Genomic DNA, 15,353 nt, shown 5'->3' with positions numbered 1-15,353 from the left:
TGGACGAGGTGGGCGTATGTGGCGTTCGTGTTCGACGCCTACTCCCGCGCGATCGTCGGCTGGAACATCTCGGCATCGAAAACGACACCTTTGGTATCCAAAGCAGTCAACATGGCCGTGTGGCGGCGTGAGCATTACGGGCATCCCGTCGAGCCCGGACTGATTCATCATTCCGATGCGGGGTCTCAATATGTTTCCGTGAACTTCACTGAATCGCTTGCACTGCAAGGAATTTCGCCATCGATCGGCTCGGTCGGGGATGCCTACGACAATGCACTCGCCGAATCGATCATCGGCCTGTTCAAGACCGAGGTCGTGCGCCGACACGGCCCGTTCAAGACCATATCCGAGGTCGAGTACGCGCTGATGGAATGGTGCGACTGGTACAACAACGCCCGCCTGCATTCCCGGCTCGACTACCTCACCCCGGCCGAGTACGAAGCTGCCTACTACGCTCAACTATCGCCACGCCGACCGGCGCTGGTCTGAAACCCGAAGCCGGTCCCTTACCCGTGACGGTTCAATCCGAACGACCTCTGAGAGGCCAGCAGTCAACTGATCTGCCCGACTCGTTATGAACACCACCTCTGGAAGAACTGCAGGCCAGATCGGACACAAACCTCCGCGTGATTGCGCCGAAACTCATCCCTGAACCTCCGCGATTACGACTGCTGATCAACGACCACCAGAACAACCGTCAACGCGATCACTACCGAGGCCAGGGGCAGATAGCCGAGGACCAGGCCTACCAACGCCAAGCCCGCACCCTGTTCGCCACTGCGGCGCATCTGAGCACGCGCAACATGTCCAACCGGAATCGCGGCCAACGGCAACACAAAACCCAGAACCAACGCCGCGATAGCCAACGAATTAGTCTGCGGGTTGTAGCCCTGAATAGCCGAGGGGGTCTCTTCGCTGCCGGACAGGAGTATCAACGCAATCGTAGCGCCGACGATCAACAAACCTGCACCGATCGCGAAGTTCCAGCTGCCCAGATCAGAGACCACGGGAAAGGCGTCGGCGAGGAAGTAATAGGCACCTAACCAGATGAAGCCGGGCAACAGCCCCGCAACAACAGCCGTCACGGTCACCCAATGGCTCCGCGAGGCTTGCAGTTCTCCAACCATCACTTCTCTCCCGCCAGGTCATGAGTATCGTCGAAGCCGATCGTGGCTGGGGAATTGTTGTTTGTCTGTCGGCCGAACGGCCCACTCGCTCGTAGCTGAACGTGCCCCGGTAGCGGAATAGTCCTCGAATCAAGAGGGTTGCTCGCTCGGATCCTCGCCCCAGCACGTGGTGTGATGGTTCCTAGGTAGAAACGATGTGCACGTTGTCCGTCAAGTGCCAGACAGACACTGAGGCGCGACGACGAGACACTTCAGACATGTGGAATCACCTGGTTGCCGCTGGAACTGCTCGTTGCTGGACGGCTCGAGTCGTGCTCAGTAGCCGATCGATCGCGCCAGCCTTTGGATGTGTGATTGCGGCATGTCTTGCCATGGCCGCGTGCGGCAGCGGTCCCCATGGCCTTGGCGCCACGGGTGGACCACCACGCCACCCCGAAGTCACCGGGTCTGTCGTGGAATGGGCGCCGACCGTGTGTGGTTTCCAGAGTGGCGCCGACGTACCGACCGGCGGGGTCAGTGAGCTCCTTCCGGGCGCCGCCGTAAGCGCAGCCTGCACGTCACCAACCGGCAAAACAGTTCTGACCGCGTCATACCTGTCGGACTCTGCACTCGACGCCGATATCGCGCGTCACGACCACTCGACCTACGTCACCGGCCAAGATGGAAACGGTTTGGTGTGGCTACTGATCATCCGCGACGAACCCGATGCCGCGCCGGCACTTCATCCGCTGGAACAATTCGGATTCCGATTCCCAAAAAGCTGAAACTTGTACCGGCATCGCAGATGTTCGGCATATGGACGGGCAGATCAATCAGGTTCTGGTGCCTCACGCCGGCCTCGATAGCCGCCCCTACCGCATGCACAACAGGTATTGCGGCCTGGCGGTGGAACGGATGCGGTGCACCGGCCGCGTATCGATGAGGACGTACTGGCTCATATCAGTCCAGCGCAGCGCGCGCCCGCGAGAACATCGATGCCGCGCTGGGAGGTCGGCGAGGAAGCGTCCGCGCTGGCCAGTTTCGCCGCTGCGGCGTCCGTCGGCGATCACCGATGAGCAGATGGCGCGGTATCTGCTCACCCGGTGCGAGGGCACGATCGGGGAACTGTCGGCGCTGCTGGCCGATGCCGCGGTCGAGACTGGTGAGGAGGCGATCAACCAGCGCACCCTACTGCTGGCCGACTACGCGGGCCCGACCGAACGCCGGCGAAGCTTCGAACGCGAACTCACATGTGCGTGCCGACGCGCTGGCCGCTGCACCCGCCGCCCGCAGAGCTGGAGTCGCTGTCGTCGTGGGCGGCGCGCATCGCCGAGTTGGCCTGATCCGAGATCGTCGGCGCCCGATCGCCGAACCGGTTGCCGCCCTGCAGAACTACACCCACAGATGCGGATCCCTGCGCGTGGAGTCAGCTCGGCGGTCTGCGACACCTGCGTAAGGATCCCCGCCGATGCCCTGCTCAGACCCGTGGTGGACAGGCTCAGTTCGTCAAGCAGAGTGCGCAGCAACCGGAACCACGCCGCCGCGTGCACGCGGCGTCCCGGCAGCCTGACCGCGCCAGTGGTCAGCCTCTGATGTGGCAGCCTACGAACTGCTGTCTTGGACGCATCAGGAGGACCTGCTCACCGCGGCCGCCGTCGCGATGGACCTGGTCGCGCAGCGGCGGCTTCGACCGCGCGGCACCCTCGCCGCAGTGCTGGCACCGCCGCACGCCGAACTGATCTATCTAAGCGACGATCCTCGCCATCCCCGACAGCCCCGCAACGCGCTTTCGGATTCTCGACACCCGGGCTTGGATCGCCGCGCCGACTACAGGGAGCTGTTCGACGAACTCGCCCGCTCGGTGCGCACCGATGCCGACACCACGCGGCGGCTGCTGGCCTTCCTGCTCGCCACCGCCCCGGGCCCGGCCAATCTCGACCGCGAGCGTGACATCCTGATCCGCGACACCGGAATGCCACCGGATTACGTGCGGACCCGCGCCGAAACCGAGGCGCTGCTGATCCTGCACGGCCACCCCAGTGAGATCGGCCGCGTACTCGCCGAGTTCGCGGCCGAGTTCGCACAGCGGGGAGTCAGCGGGCCTGCCGCGGATCTGTTCGGGCCTGAGGACTTCGCGCGATTGCGCGCCCGCCTGGATCGGTGAACGGTGTGCGCCGCCCGAGGCACCGAACCGTGGGCAGTGCTGGGGTTAAGGCTCGTCCGGGAGAAGGTCACGCCGAACGGGACGAGCTGAATCCTGTTGTTGAGCTGGTGACTTCATGTCGGCGTAATTTATGCGGGGTGTGCCCGGGTACTGGAGTTTCGGTGTGTTGTCCCGGTGGAGCTGGAGCGGTCTGCTGGATCTGGCTTAGCCTGCTTGGTTTCGCATTCGACGGGCGTACTGGTGTCAATCAGCTCCACACCCCAGGTGCGCGTGAAGGAGCGGTGAGTTCGGCGAGTACGCCGTAGTGGTCGCTCGCCTGCACCCCGTCGACCGCATCAACGCAGATCCGGTCGACAGCCCGCACTTCGAGCGTGGGCCCGAAACCAGCCGATCTCACGAGCACGTAGTCGATGCGCCGGCCTGCGGCCGAGAACATGTCACCGCGGGCGACCAGTGGGTTGTCCGGGGTGAAAGTGTGCCCGGGATCGTCGGGCCGTAGTACTTCCCAGGCATCGTGGTAGCTGACGCTCATTCCGGCCAGTGACTGGCGGCCGGTCCAGAATCGGATGCTGGCCGAGTCCGGGCTGGCGTCGAAGTCACCCACGACCACAACATGTTCTTCGCGTCCGTCGAGTACTTCGTCGATGAACCGGGCCGCCTCGACTGCCTGTAACTCGCGTTCGTATTCGTAGTCGAACTGGAAGACCGGCTTGTGATGAGCGATATGCAGTGTTCCGAAGGGTTGCGGCGCCTGCACCGCAGCGACGACCACAGCTGACCAGGGAAAGACTGACGCGCGATCGGTGACGCCCAGCGGGTGCTCGCGGATCTCGCCGAAGGGCCAGCGGCTGGCCAGAGCCAGTCCGACCTCATCTGGGGTCGTCCCGGAATGCCACGCCACGTGCCAGCCCGGGCCGAGCAGGTCGGCAATGACCTGCTCACGATCCTCGCCGACATCGACCTCCTGCAGCGCGATGATGTCGAGACTGATCTCCCGCAGTTGCGCTGCGATCACCTCCTTACGGCGAGACCAATCGGCCAGCAGCGGTGAAAGGACATTGAAGGTCGCCACACGCACAGCACTCACGGATCTCTCGGCGCCGGTGGACCTCTCGGAAACGATCACGAATCACATACTCGCAGCCGCGCGCAGCCCAGGCGTGAGCAGCGTGCGCGAGTAATGGGCGCCTTCCCTGAGTCGCTGGCCAACGACGAGCCGATCCACCACCGCCGCATACGTCGTGATCATATGCGCACCGTGATCGTTGTCAGATAGATCTGCACCGCATCCGCCAACCGCGCACCACTGGCTGACGGCGGGCGCGCCCGCCTGCGGACTGCTATTCCGTCAATGATTAGCCGCCTCGTATACTCCCGAGGCACTGTCGTTGACGACGGCTCACAGGTGTTCGGTCGCCGAGAATGCGTGGGATTCTACAACAGTTTCTCCCTGCGCAGTCAGGCTGACAAGATGGATTTCCCCGGGATTGGCATCGTAGAGATCTGTCGGGACGCCGACGGGGAAGTTAATGGGTTGCGTGGTGTGAATTTCGCAAGCATACAGTTCCACGCTGAGTCAGTGCTGACTCGAAGTGGAGTTCGCATCCTCGGTCGCCTGGTCACCGGTATTCTTGCCGTCAATATCTCGGACTCTATGGCAGAAGAGTCACCGGCCGAACGCCGGAACGCCAGGGGAGGCAGGCAGCGGATCCGGTAGGTCCTGCCGATCCGAGGAAGTCACGTCGCGAATGTGCCGAAGCCGCCGACAATCCAGAGCGGTGAATTGATTTCGCGGCTCGGGTCATGCGCGCTCACCAACCCGTTGACGGTAATCATCCCCTCCTCGAGGACGGTTGTGCGCGTCGACGGAGACAGCTCGCAGGTCCTGCCGAGCACACCGGCCGCACCGACTTCGGTAAGCTGGCATTGCCCGGTGAACGGCACGGCATCGGAGCCCCTGCCCAGGGTCACCGTCCCCGCCACGGGTACCACCGAACCCGCTCCCGACGATCCGTTCGATGAACCGTTCGACGGGCCCGAGCACAACGCGACGACGCCGGCGGCTTCCGGGCTGGGGGCCGCAATCAGCTCCCCGCTGGCTGGATCGGGTTGCTGCGGGTGCAACAGCGCCCGCGACGACGGCGTGAACCCGGACGGGCAGCTTGCGGGGTCAGCGGACAGACCGCCGATTGCGCGGAATATCGCATGGCGAAGGTCGCCGGCTTTCGGCGCGTCGCGAGGCGGGACAGGCACGAGGTCGACGGTACGGTCCGATCCGCCGAGCACCGATGCGGTCCACACCGAGCCGGTGGTCACCGGAGTCACGCCGACCAGGTCGGTGTAGGAGGCCGAAGTGACCGTGCCGGTCAGCCCGTCCGCCGGTGTGATCGCCAGCGTGCAGCCGTTCAGCGTGGCCAACAGGTGGTGCAGCGACGGCCGCAGGCTGCAGTGTCCGCGGGCATCGACGGTGCCGACCCGTAACGGCAGGCGGGCGTAATTGGTGACGGGCTGGGTCAGCGAAGCGGTGAGCCCGACACAGGCCAGCATGGGTGAAGTCTGCTCCGCGTCGGCGACAGTGATAAGGCCGGTCGCGGCGTCGATGGTCGGTGCGTAGAAGCGGGCATCGAGGGTCGACACCTGGGCCAGCCCGTCGACCGGGCCGAGACCGTCACGGCAGGTCTGCCGGGCCGACGTGGAGGCATCGAATCAGCTGTCGAACGTCCGGAGCGCGAACATGCGCGCTGGGCCGTCGAGTACGGCGCGATCCGGAATCGGGTTGTCCGCGACTGCGATACCAGACGACGTAGCGGTCAATAGTGCCGACAATATCGCCATCGTGAGCCGTGCACCGAATGTCATCCAACCCACTCTCAGCCCGTGAATACCTTTGGGATGGACTGAGATTGGTTCATATCGACTGAAGTTGTGCACGCTTGTGCGCAGCCTTGGGTGAAGTGACAGCTGCATCAAGGCCTACCGATCCGAGATCACAGCCTATCGGGCGCTCTCAGTGACCGGCGGTCTGTCAGTACGCGATCCCGACGGCTTATCGCGCAGTATCGGGATTGCTCAGGCTGACCAGCATCGCGCGCGCGAGGTCGGCCTTGGAGGTTTGATGGAGTCGTTGTATTGCTTCGCTTCTCCTCTGGCCCGGGTGGCGCCCTGCCGTTTGGGCGACGTCTTTCGGCCAGCCCAGGAAACACGCGCAGAGCTGGAAGTGCGCGACCCGAGACCGCGGTGAGCTCGGCGGGTTCGATCCTTCCCCGTGCACCACGCGCCGCCACCACGTCGCGGGCGCAACCTCGACCCTAGGCGACGCGGTGGCACAACGGCCGCCGACGCGCCGACTCCACGCTGTTCCTTCGGCTTCGCCACCACTCGAGCTACACGACGGTCCAAGCAGTCGATCCGCGTTCACCGGCGACTACCGTGAGACCCGGCGCTCGTCCGTCCTCGGCAGGCCACGAAGATCAAAAACGTGGGGTTTCTGTGGGATCTGACCGAAAAACGTCAAATCTCCGAAAAAGCGAAACCCCCTCCGACCGAGGTCAGAGGGGGTTTTCACTGTCGGGCTGACAGGATATGAACCTGCGACCACTTCGCAACGGTTCGGGTTACCTGAGCTGTTCTCAACAGTTCCCAAAAGCGCTGGTAGTCAATGGTATGACCGATTCGAGGATGCTCGTTGTTTCCGATTGTTTCCTATGTTTTCCGGTCATTTCTGTGTGATTTTTGTGTGTCGGCTCCGGCTGTCCGTCGAGCCGAGGATTCGTCGTATGCGGGGTCGGGGTGACGCGTACGTGTTGTGTTCTGAGTCTGTCGACGGCGCCTTGGTCGCTCCTGATGCTCCAACAGGTGGTCTGCGCGAGGGAAGGGCCTGGTTCAACTCTGTTGGTGGCAGTGTGGCAGCGGTTGCGAGTAGCGGTATGCCTGCCGTTGGACTGCGTGGAGGTCGATTGAAAGTGAATGTAGATTCGGCGATTGCCAATCAAACCTGCAGGTAAATTAGTGTGCTCCTCGCGCGAGCGGGTATGAGCCCATGTCGCGGAGGAGTCGCGTCCACAGGTCGGTGAAGGCTATATGCCTGTTCCGCAGCTGCCGGACACTTACCGAAAATACCTGGGCAAACCCGCACGCAAATCGTAGAAAAATCATAGAAACATCCGAGACCAGGTGATAGCACATTATCGACGCGCATGTTCGATTTCTCGTGACATGGTAGCTATCACCTCTACAGGCGGCGAAGCCCTTGACATTTGCTCACCCTGGGTAGAACAGTGAGGTCATGCCAGACACCAAAGTTTCGCTTCCGCGCGATGTCAGGGGCAAAGTAGCTGTCATCACCGGCGCGGCCTCCGGTATCGGTGAAGCGACAGCGAAGGCGTTTGCGGACCTCGGGATCACCGTCATCGGTGCGGATGTCGACGATGCACGAGGTGCGACGACCTTTGCCGCACTCGGCGCACCTCACTCCTACCGGCACCTCGATGTTGGTAGCTCTGACGAGTGGGGTGCCTTGATCGCGGACGTCACCCGGGAGTTCGGCGGCGTCGACATCGTCCATCTCAACGCGGGAGTAATGACCCGTCCGAAGACAGCGCCACTCATGGATGATCCGCTGGCCTGGTTCACCGAGAGCGGCTTTACCAAAGTGATGACGGTGAACCTCAAAGGCGTCGCACTGGGCATCATCGCCGCGCTCGAATCACCGACTCTCAGCCACATCATCGTCACTGCTTCTGGTGCAGCCCTCACGCCGCTAGCGATGGATCCGTTGTACACGATGTCGAAATACGGAGTCCTCGGGATGTGCCTCGCACTCGAGGAAAGCCTCGCCGAGCGCGGCGTTCGGATCGACGTCATCTGTCCCGGTGCCATCGGCACCGCCATCACACCTCCCGACATCCAGGCCGCGGTGAAACAGGAGTCTCCCGCGTTCCTGGGCAACGCGGTGGCCGAGCTCGTGACCACCGCCGACCATGGTCCCGTCTGGACGGCGTTCACCGAAGCCGAGGGGCTCAGGAGGTACGACGTCCCCGGGGGGCCGGTAAGTGCAACGGTGTAACTCGGCCAATTCTGGCCGCAGAGTCACCCCGACTTGCCCGCGAAGGCGATGTCATCCGGCTGCCCGTGCCAGGCGGGGGGTTGGTCCGTACCGCATTTGAAGCCCCATACGGTCGCGGAGCGTCTGTCCGTCAGAGGTCTCGGGGAAGATCCCGTGTTCGCGCAGGAGCGGTATGACCTGGTCGACGAAGCCGTCGATGCCGGTGCTGAAGTCGTCGAAGTTCAGCATGAACCCGTCCGCAGCGTCGGCCTCGAAGCGCTCTTGGAGGTGGTCTGCGGCCTGATCGGCGGTTTCGACCACAGTCGGGTAGGGGTCGAACACGGCGTGGGCGAGGATGTCGGGGGCGACCATCCCGCGTGGGCGAGTCGGCTGCGCGGATCGACGGCGCATTCCGGGGGCGCGAGCGTACGGCGGCGAGTTGCGCCGCAGTGAGAGGCTCGACGAGCCGGGTGCGTCCTTGTTGCAGTCCGAGGTACATGCTCAGGCGTGCCAGCGGACCGTCGATATACAGGTGGAAGTCGAGTGCCCGGCCTGCGCTACGGACTCTCGCACGATCTCGCGTTGCGCTCGGCCTTCCTCGTTGCTCGATGGCATCCCGATCACGACGTTCGCGTACATGGCGGCGACTCCGGTCGACCCGCATCTGCCCGCCACCGCTTCCGTCGATCCTGGCACCGGTGCGCCATGGGTCCGTTCGTGGCGGGCCAACCTATACTTCTACGAACATTACATCGCTAACGAGAGTGCACTTTGACTTTGCAGCCAGCCAGGCCCGCGCATCGCCCGTCTCGACGATCAGCACTGTTGGCGGTCGCATTGGAACTTCTCGCTACCAACGATCCGTCCGACGTTTCGATGGCTGTCGTGGCAGAGCATGCACAAATGACACCATCGGCGGTCTATTACCACTTCGCGTCGAAAACGCAGATGATCGAGACTCTTATTTCGGGTGTCACGGAAAAACTGATGGGCTTTTTCTCCCTGCCATCGGAGCCGATGGGTCTCCAGGATTGGGGAGTCCGATCGATGCGGAGTGCTTTCGAATGGATGCGCACCGAACCACTCGAGGCCAAGTTCTTCTTCGTGCGTCTTGCGACCACACGCGACGGGGCCGAGACCCTTGTTCAATTCCGCCGGGAGACCGCGAAACTGGTCGAGGCCATCGCCGACACCATTGTCTTTCTCGACCCCTCCATCGAATCGCTGGAGGCGGCCATCATGGCGAGGGGCCTGCTGACGCTTGCCTCCGAGACCGCCAGAACCACACTGGGGGACAGGGATACGATGCCGCGGAATTTCCGGACCTACCAGGAGGCGGTTTCCATCATCACCGTGCGAATCCTGGGCGGTGAGCCGAACGGGTAGTCGTGGCTATCGCTCGCGATTCACCTACTGTGCGCGGCGATAGCGCGGCCTGCATCGTTCATCGCCCCGACGTCCGTTGCGAGCAGAATGTCGCCGAACCGGGATCGATAGTCGCCGAGATCGGCTCCGACCGAACCGACAACCGCGTAAACCGGGGTGCTGCCCGCCCGAGCGAGAATCGCGGAAACGATCTTGCCCGCCTTTGTCTGGCCGTCGAGCCTGCCTTCGCCGACGACAATTGCCGATGCGGCTGAGGCCACGGTGTCGAAGCCGATCACGTCGAGAATGTAGTCGGCGCCCGAACGCAATTCGGCACCGTAGCGCGCCCACATTCCCCCGGAGAACCCCCCGGCCGCGCCGGTCCGGTCGACACCCGACGGGTCGCGGGGCAGAGTCCGCGCCGTGGCCTCGAGTCGCCGGGTGAGGAGTTGTACGGCGCCCGCGTCGGCGCCCTTCTGCGGTCCGAAGATCCGTGCGGCGTCGGTGTAGCTGGTCGTCACGTCGGTCAGCACGGTGAGGGCGGCGCCGCGGAGCCCGCCGCCCGCCTCGATGGCGGCGATGGCTCCGGTGCCGCCATCGGTGGTGGCGGACCCGCCGGCCGCGACGATGATCTGCCTGGCCCCACGTCGCGCGGCGTCGGCGATGAGCATTCCGGTGCCGTAGGTCGTGGCGGTGATCGGGTCGCGGGGGCCGTCGTGCGGCGTGGTGATCCCGGAGGCGGCGGCCAATTCGATGACCGCCACACCGTCATCGGACAGTCCGTACGCCGGCCGGCACGGGTGGCCCCAGGGGTTGCGGGACGCAGCGGTGACCGGGCGCAATCCGAACGGGCCGGTGAGGACGTCGAGGGTGCCTTCACCGCCGTCGGCGACCGGCATTCTGATCGCCGATCCGTCGGCGGACTCGATGCCGGTGGCGACGGCGTCGGCGACCTCGGCCGCCGTGTAGGTGCCTTTGAAACTGTCGGGTGCGACCAGGATCATCGTTCTTCCCAGGCTTTCGGGTTCACGGGATGCGGGGGCATCCGATTCTGTGCCATGGCCACGGCATTCTCGGCGCAGAGCCGTGCCATCTCGGCCCGCACCGACACGGTGGCGCTGCCGACATGGGGAAGCAGGACCGTGTTCGGCAGCGCCGCGAGGCCGGGCGCGAGCCTGGGTTCGTCCTCGTAGACGTCGAGCCCGGCCCCGGCGATCTCCCCGGAGCGCAGTGCGGCGACGAGCGCGGCCTCGTCGACGACGGGACCACGGGCCGTGTTGATCAGGATGGCGGTGGGTTTCATTGCCGCCAGCACAGCGGCGTCGACCAGGTGACGGGTCTGCGCGTTCAGGGGCACGTGCAGGGACAGATAGTCGCTCGCGGTGACGAGGGTGTTCCAGTCGGTGTGGGTGACGAGTCCGGCGAATTCACCGAGCTCCTCATCGGACACCGGCCGGTCGCCGGGCGGCCTGGGGCAGAACAGCACCTGCATCCCGAAGGCCAGCGCCCGCTTGGCGGTCGCCCGCGCGATCCGGCCGAATCCGGCCAGGCCGAGCGTGCGTCCCGAAACATCGTGGCCCAGCAGCAGGTCGGGCTCCCATCCGGTGAATTTCCCGGTGCGCAGGAAGGTATCGGCTTCGACGGCGCGGCGAGCGGTGGCCATGATCAGCAACATCGTCACGTCCGCGGTGGCGTCGGTGAGCACACCGGGGGTATTGCCGACGAGTATGCCGTTCGCGGTGGCCGCATCGATGTCGACGTTGTTGAAACCGACCGCGTAATTCGAGATTCCGCGGATTTTCGCCGCGCTCAGCACGTCGGCGTCGAACATGTCACGCAGCTGAGATATCACGACGTCGTACTCGCCGGACGCGCAAATCTCGCGCAGCCCGGCGGCGTCCGGCGGCTCGTCGGCGATCACAACAGTGCCTGCTGCGCGCAGCAGCGTGGGTGCCGGTTCCGGGATCGGCGTCGTGAGGTAGAAGCGGGCGTCACTCATCGGCCGGCACCAGAGCGTCGACCACCGGGCGCCATCGTTCGGCATACGCGGACAGTGCCGGATCATCGGCGTATCCGGCATCGATCAGGTACAGACCGGGCAGGGCGCAGGTGGCCCCGAGCTCGGCGAGTACCGGTTTGAGCGTGAGGTCGGGCGCCAGCGCGTGCTGCGCTGCCCCGCCGAGCATGAACGGGACGGCCACGACACCTGCGAGACCGGTCGCGCCGGGGAACTGATCGAGGAACAGTTTGAGCAATCCCGTGTAGGTGGCCTTGAAGGTGGGGCTGCCGAAGACCACGAGCGACGAGGACCGCACAGTCTCCACGGCCGCGGCGACCTTCGCGTCCCCCCAGCCCAACAGTCCGGGGCCGAGGTCGATCACATCGATGACGTGATCGGGCGCTACCCCGGTCAGCTGCTCGGCCAGCAGCACCGACGCGCTGCGGGTGCGCGAGGCCGGCTTGGGATTGCCGACGACGACGGTGGTGATCACGGTTCTCCTAAGTGGTGACCGGGGGAGGGAACGGGGCGTCGGGACCGGCGAACCGGCCCCGACTCGGCCGCTCAGGCTGCGGAATGCGGCTTCTGGTAGATCTGGTCGTCCGGGAACCAGTCGCCGCGGACGAAGTCGTCCACCATGGGGAACCGCTCATCCGAGCGCCATACGGTGCTCCAGTCGATGGCGACAACACGATCGGCGATCTTCCACTCGCCGCCGCGGCGCTCGAGCGTGTCGACATAGCGGCCCGCGAGCACGTGGACGACATTGGGCAAAGGAATGCGCCCCTGCTCCTGGTAGTACACGAAGTAGGTCTCAGCGGAGGCGTGGTCACCCGCCACCTCGATCACGGATTGTCCGAGAACGTGCTGGTGACCGGAGGATTCCTTTGCGGCAGCCAGCCCCCACGGCACGAATTCCTGTGCATTGCCGTCGAACGGGCCGTGGTTGTCGTGCCCGTCCTCCCAGTACGCCGCACGGGCTCTGGCCTCCTCGCACCGGTCCATGCCGCGTACGTATCCTTCGACCACCCGCCTGATCGCGTCGCGTTCGAGAAGGTCGCGCAACCGGCCCAGCTCCACCGGCGTCAGCTGCGCGGCCTCTTCCGTCACATCATTCATCACGGCGTCCTTTCGTACAGTCGTTCACGTCTGCCGAGGCTCCGTCAGAGCCTGCCGCCGGCATCGACGATGTGGGTTGTTCCGGTGACGTAGCGGCCTTCTTCGGACACCAGGTAGACGAGCGCGTTGGAGATGTCGATCGGCTCGAGCATCGGCACCGGGAGTCGATTCATCATCGACGCGGCCTCTTCGAAGTCGGCGCGAGTGGGTGCGTCCAAGTCAGGTCGGAACATTCGGAAGGTGGCGTCGTTGATGACCATCGGGGTGTCGACGGTGCTCGGATGGATCGTATTGACCCGGATACTCTGCGGTCCAAGTTCTTTCGCCAGCACTCGCATGAGGCCGACGAGACCGGCTTTCGAGGCGGTGTAGTGCGCGATGTTCTCGTAGGCCGTGAGCGCAGCGAGCGAGCTGATCAGGACTATCGATCCGCCACGGCCACCGGCCACGATGTGCGGCGCGGCCGCGCGAACTGTCTTCCAGGCCCCGGTGAGATTGACGTCGATCGCCGTCTGCCACGTCTGCTCGTCCATCTCGAGTGTCGGGACCACGGAGTTTACGGCGGCGTTGGCCACGACGATATCGATCCGGCCCAGCTCCGCGGCGCCGTCGTCCGCGGCCTTCCGCAATCCGCTCAGGTCGCGAACGTCCACGTCTGAGGCGATGATCCGGCGCCCGAGGGCTTCGACCGCCGCGACCGTCTCCCGCAGGTCCGCGGCCGACGCGGTGTGGTACGGCACGGTTTCGACTTGCTGTGCCGTGTCGACGGCGATGATGTCGGCGCCCTCCTGCGCGAGCCGAATGGCGTGGCTACGACCCTGACCACGTGCGGCTCCGGTGATGAATGCCACCTTGCCGTCGAGTTTACCCATGTGTCCTCCTCGTGTTCGTTGTGCTGTGTTACTCATCGCTGGTCGATCAGCGTGATGTTCTCGACGCCCCAGTACGCCTTCACGTCGGCGATTTTGCCTGCTGCGTCGAAAGTCATGACGTCGACGATGTCGATGCTGATATTCCGGCCGTCGACGTCCGCGAACACCCGGAAGGCCATGGCGGCCGAATTTCCCATAGACATACTGATAGGCGAGATCAGCTCGCCGCTCTTAATGGTGAAGAATCGCGGATCGAACCGCTCCGCCATCGCTGCCGAACACAGGACGCCTGCCCCTACTGGATCCTCGTACCGGTAGTTTTCCGAGAAATTATCCGAGAAGAAGGCGGGGTCGGGATCGTTCAAGTTGTCGATGTACTTCTGCATGACGGCCAGCATGTGTTCTCTGGCTGGACTCGCTGCTTGTCGGCCCTCCGCGAGCGTCGCCACGATAGCGCTCAAATCGAATTCTTCGCTCATTTGTTCTGAATATCCTCTGCGGTGGGTGAATGTCCGTCGCAGCCGACGCAGGACCTCGAGTAGGCGCGTTCAGCGGGGAATGAAATCTATTCTGGTGCGCGCCAGGGGAACCGTTTTGATTCGCCGGTGGTCATCGCCGCGTTCGTTGGTGCCGTGGGAGAAGCCGTAACCGACGGGCTCCTCGAACGCCGCCCGTCCCCGAATCGATCTGTAGATCCGATACATGCCGTCTGCCTGTGATACCGGTGGGCGTCTACGCGACATCGACGGACTGGGCGTCCACGAGTTCGCGGAACTTGGTGCCGTGCCAGACGAGCGGCTCGTTGTCGCCCACACCGAGCTTGTTCACCTCGAGCAGGACCAGCCAGTGGTCACCGGCCTCGGTGACGTCGTGGATCGAACACTCCAACCACAACGCCGCGTCGTCGATGAAGACGGACCCGGAATCGTTGACCTCGACGGCAACCTGCTCGAAGCGCGCGGCGCGGTTCTTGCTCGCGAGCTTGCGGGTCAGGTCCGCCTGGCCCTTGCCGAGAATCGAAATACCAAGCGACTCGGCATCTTTGAGCAGCCCCCAGGTCTCGGACGACTTCTGCACCGCGACCGACACCAGGCAGGGCTCCAGTGAGACGCCGACCATGAACGACGAGGCGACGAGCGCGTGCTTCTGATCGTCGATGTCCACCGCGAGCACCGCCACGCCGGACGGGAAGTGCGAGAACGTCTGTCGAACCAGTGTCGAGTCGTCGTTGAAGGCGCTTACCTTGGGGTGAGGCGTTGATTCCGGACTCATGAGATTCAGCCTTCCGCGGGGGCGTGTGCCCCTCGCTTATGGCCACCAGGGGTGACCAGCGGTCAGAAAACAGTGCGCCGTAGCTGGCGGCGCCACCACGGTCACAGCCGGGGCACTTCGGTGTAGCGCGCCCCGGCTGTGACCTCGTGCCCGACTCCGCGAGCCGCTGCCGGAGCCCTTCGCCGCTGGCCGGGAAGAGGGTTCCTCGACCGGGGTGAGCGGGTAGGCCCGGCGCGGGTAACGCTGCGGGGTCTTCCGTCGCGTCCCGCGTAGCCGGTGTCTCCGGGGCCAGGTAGGCCCCGAGGTATCTCAGCGCTGCTGGGTCAGCGGCTGGGGCAGAGTCCGCCGTCGACGCCGAGGATTTGGGAGGTGATGAATTTGGCGGCGTCGGACATGAGGAACTGGATGGCGG

At 64.4% G+C, this 15,353-nt stretch carries 17 protein-coding genes and 1 pseudogene; 6 read left to right on the top strand and 12 right to left on the bottom strand.

Features of this window, described 5'->3' with window-relative positions; genetic code table 11:
* On the top strand, positions 1-489 hold a 489-nt coding region (locus AB0I35_RS32040; protein WP_357400055.1), incomplete at its 5' end, for an IS3 family transposase.
* Between the two features lie 173 nt (positions 490-662).
* Here the strand turns inward: AB0I35_RS32040 and AB0I35_RS32035 are convergent.
* Positions 663-1,127 carry a cell division protein CrgA gene (locus AB0I35_RS32035; protein ID WP_357400054.1) on the bottom strand — a complete coding sequence of 155 codons (465 nt, stop codon included), beginning with the start codon at positions 1,125-1,127 and terminating at the stop codon, positions 663-665.
* A gap of 452 nt (positions 1,128-1,579) precedes the next feature.
* Between AB0I35_RS32035 and AB0I35_RS32030 the strand changes: the two genes are divergently transcribed.
* Both AB0I35_RS32030 and AB0I35_RS32025 read left to right on the top strand, forming a co-directional pair.
* Positions 1,580-1,891, top strand: a complete 312-nt coding sequence (locus tag AB0I35_RS32030; protein WP_357400053.1) for a hypothetical protein — start codon at positions 1,580-1,582, stop codon at positions 1,889-1,891.
* Positions 1,892-2,101: 210 nt separating this feature from the next.
* Positions 2,102-2,354: pseudogene (locus AB0I35_RS32025) on the top strand (transposase); the annotation flags it as partial.
* Here the strand turns inward: AB0I35_RS32025 and AB0I35_RS32020 are convergent.
* Positions 2,353-2,508: a hypothetical protein gene (locus AB0I35_RS32020; protein WP_357400056.1), complete on the bottom strand. Its 156-nt coding sequence runs from the start codon at positions 2,506-2,508 to the stop codon at positions 2,353-2,355. The pseudogene AB0I35_RS32025 and the gene AB0I35_RS32020 sit on opposite strands and share 2 nt — an antisense overlap.
* A gap of 192 nt (positions 2,509-2,700) precedes the next feature.
* On the opposite strand from AB0I35_RS32020, the gene AB0I35_RS32015 reads away from it, so the two are divergent.
* On the top strand, positions 2,701-3,270 hold the full coding sequence (locus tag AB0I35_RS32015) for a hypothetical protein (protein WP_357400052.1): 570 nt from the start codon (positions 2,701-2,703) through the stop codon (positions 3,268-3,270).
* 247 nt (positions 3,271-3,517) lie between these two features.
* Here the strand turns inward: AB0I35_RS32015 and AB0I35_RS32010 are convergent, their stop codons facing one another.
* Positions 3,518-4,357 (bottom strand): endonuclease/exonuclease/phosphatase family protein, encoded by an 840-nt coding sequence (locus tag AB0I35_RS32010; protein ID WP_357400051.1) that lies wholly within the window; start codon positions 4,355-4,357, stop codon positions 3,518-3,520.
* 650 nt (positions 4,358-5,007) lie between these two features.
* The gene (locus tag AB0I35_RS32005) at positions 5,008-5,907 is read right to left on the bottom strand and encodes a hypothetical protein (protein ID WP_357400050.1); all 900 of its coding nucleotides are present in this window, start codon (positions 5,905-5,907) and stop codon (positions 5,008-5,010) included.
* A 1,648-nt stretch (positions 5,908-7,555) separates the two neighbouring features.
* On the opposite strand from AB0I35_RS32005, the gene AB0I35_RS32000 reads away from it, so the two are divergent.
* Positions 7,556-8,335 (top strand): SDR family oxidoreductase, encoded by a 780-nt coding sequence (locus tag AB0I35_RS32000; protein ID WP_357400049.1) that lies wholly within the window; start codon positions 7,556-7,558, stop codon positions 8,333-8,335.
* A 51-nt stretch (positions 8,336-8,386) separates the two neighbouring features.
* Here the strand turns inward: AB0I35_RS32000 and AB0I35_RS31995 are convergent, their stop codons facing one another.
* Positions 8,387-8,686: a hypothetical protein gene (locus tag AB0I35_RS31995; RefSeq protein ID WP_357400048.1), complete on the bottom strand. Its 300-nt coding sequence runs from the start codon at positions 8,684-8,686 to the stop codon at positions 8,387-8,389.
* A gap of 453 nt (positions 8,687-9,139) precedes the next feature.
* On the opposite strand from AB0I35_RS31995, the gene AB0I35_RS31990 reads away from it, so the two are divergent.
* Complete coding sequence (locus AB0I35_RS31990; RefSeq protein ID WP_357400047.1) at positions 9,140-9,700, top strand: TetR/AcrR family transcriptional regulator; 561 nt, start codon at positions 9,140-9,142, stop codon at positions 9,698-9,700.
* 20 nt (positions 9,701-9,720) lie between these two features.
* Here the strand turns inward: AB0I35_RS31990 and AB0I35_RS31985 are convergent, their stop codons facing one another.
* The 7 genes from AB0I35_RS31985 to AB0I35_RS31955 form a co-directional block, all read right to left on the bottom strand.
* Positions 9,721-10,683, bottom strand: coding sequence for a glycerate kinase (locus AB0I35_RS31985; RefSeq protein ID WP_357400046.1), 963 nt, complete (start codon positions 10,681-10,683; stop codon positions 9,721-9,723).
* Entirely contained in the window at positions 10,680-11,678 is a 999-nt protein-coding gene (locus AB0I35_RS31980; RefSeq protein ID WP_357400045.1) for a D-glycerate dehydrogenase, read from the bottom strand. The genes AB0I35_RS31985 and AB0I35_RS31980 overlap by 4 nt, the downstream gene beginning before the upstream one ends.
* Positions 11,671-12,171: an NAD(P)H-dependent oxidoreductase gene (locus AB0I35_RS31975; RefSeq protein ID WP_357400044.1), complete on the bottom strand. Its 501-nt coding sequence runs from the start codon at positions 12,169-12,171 to the stop codon at positions 11,671-11,673. The genes AB0I35_RS31980 and AB0I35_RS31975 overlap by 8 nt, the downstream gene beginning before the upstream one ends.
* A 71-nt stretch (positions 12,172-12,242) precedes the next feature.
* Positions 12,243-12,797 (bottom strand): nuclear transport factor 2 family protein, encoded by a 555-nt coding sequence (locus tag AB0I35_RS31970; RefSeq protein WP_357400043.1) that lies wholly within the window; start codon positions 12,795-12,797, stop codon positions 12,243-12,245.
* A 44-nt stretch (positions 12,798-12,841) separates the two neighbouring features.
* Positions 12,842-13,669 carry a mycofactocin-coupled SDR family oxidoreductase gene (locus AB0I35_RS31965; RefSeq protein WP_357400042.1) on the bottom strand — a complete coding sequence of 276 codons (828 nt, stop codon included), beginning with the start codon at positions 13,667-13,669 and terminating at the stop codon, positions 12,842-12,844.
* A 32-nt stretch (positions 13,670-13,701) separates the two neighbouring features.
* Positions 13,702-14,148 (bottom strand): nuclear transport factor 2 family protein, encoded by a 447-nt coding sequence (locus tag AB0I35_RS31960; protein WP_357400041.1) that lies wholly within the window; start codon positions 14,146-14,148, stop codon positions 13,702-13,704.
* 253 nt (positions 14,149-14,401) lie between these two features.
* Positions 14,402-14,941, bottom strand: coding sequence for a flavin reductase family protein (locus AB0I35_RS31955; RefSeq protein WP_357400040.1), 540 nt, complete (start codon positions 14,939-14,941; stop codon positions 14,402-14,404).
* Positions 14,942-15,353 lie beyond the last annotated feature (412 nt).

It is taken from the genome of Nocardia sp. NPDC050378 (assembly GCF_040655675.1).
Classification (GTDB): Bacteria; Actinomycetota; Actinomycetes; order Mycobacteriales; family Mycobacteriaceae; genus Nocardia; species Nocardia coubleae.
The sequence above is the reverse complement of the archived record's forward strand: the minus strand, read 5'-3'. Positions and strand labels throughout refer to the sequence as shown.

What these genes read in the sequence shown, in the direction of transcription:
- AB0I35_RS32035 (WP_357400054.1), bottom strand. Translation starts at nt 1,127, where the DNA reads ATGGTTGGAGAACTGCAAGCCTCGCGGAGCCATTGGGTGACCGTGACG.
- AB0I35_RS32000 (WP_357400049.1), top strand. Translation starts at nt 7,556, where the DNA reads ATGCCAGACACCAAAGTTTCGCTTCCGCGCGATGTCAGGGGCAAAGTA.
- AB0I35_RS31995 (WP_357400048.1), bottom strand. Translation starts at nt 8,686, where the DNA reads ATGGTCGCCCCCGACATCCTCGCCCACGCCGTGTTCGACCCCTACCCG.
- AB0I35_RS31985 (WP_357400046.1), bottom strand. Translation starts at nt 10,683, where the DNA reads ATGATCCTGGTCGCACCCGACAGTTTCAAAGGCACCTACACGGCGGCC.
- AB0I35_RS31980 (WP_357400045.1), bottom strand. Translation starts at nt 11,678, where the DNA reads ATGAGTGACGCCCGCTTCTACCTCACGACGCCGATCCCGGAACCGGCA.
- AB0I35_RS31970 (WP_357400043.1), bottom strand. Translation starts at nt 12,797, where the DNA reads ATGAATGATGTGACGGAAGAGGCCGCGCAGCTGACGCCGGTGGAGCTG.
- AB0I35_RS31965 (WP_357400042.1), bottom strand. Translation starts at nt 13,669, where the DNA reads ATGGGTAAACTCGACGGCAAGGTGGCATTCATCACCGGAGCCGCACGT.
- AB0I35_RS31960 (WP_357400041.1), bottom strand. Translation starts at nt 14,148, where the DNA reads ATGAGCGAAGAATTCGATTTGAGCGCTATCGTGGCGACGCTCGCGGAG.
- AB0I35_RS31955 (WP_357400040.1), bottom strand. Translation starts at nt 14,941, where the DNA reads ATGAGTCCGGAATCAACGCCTCACCCCAAGGTAAGCGCCTTCAACGAC.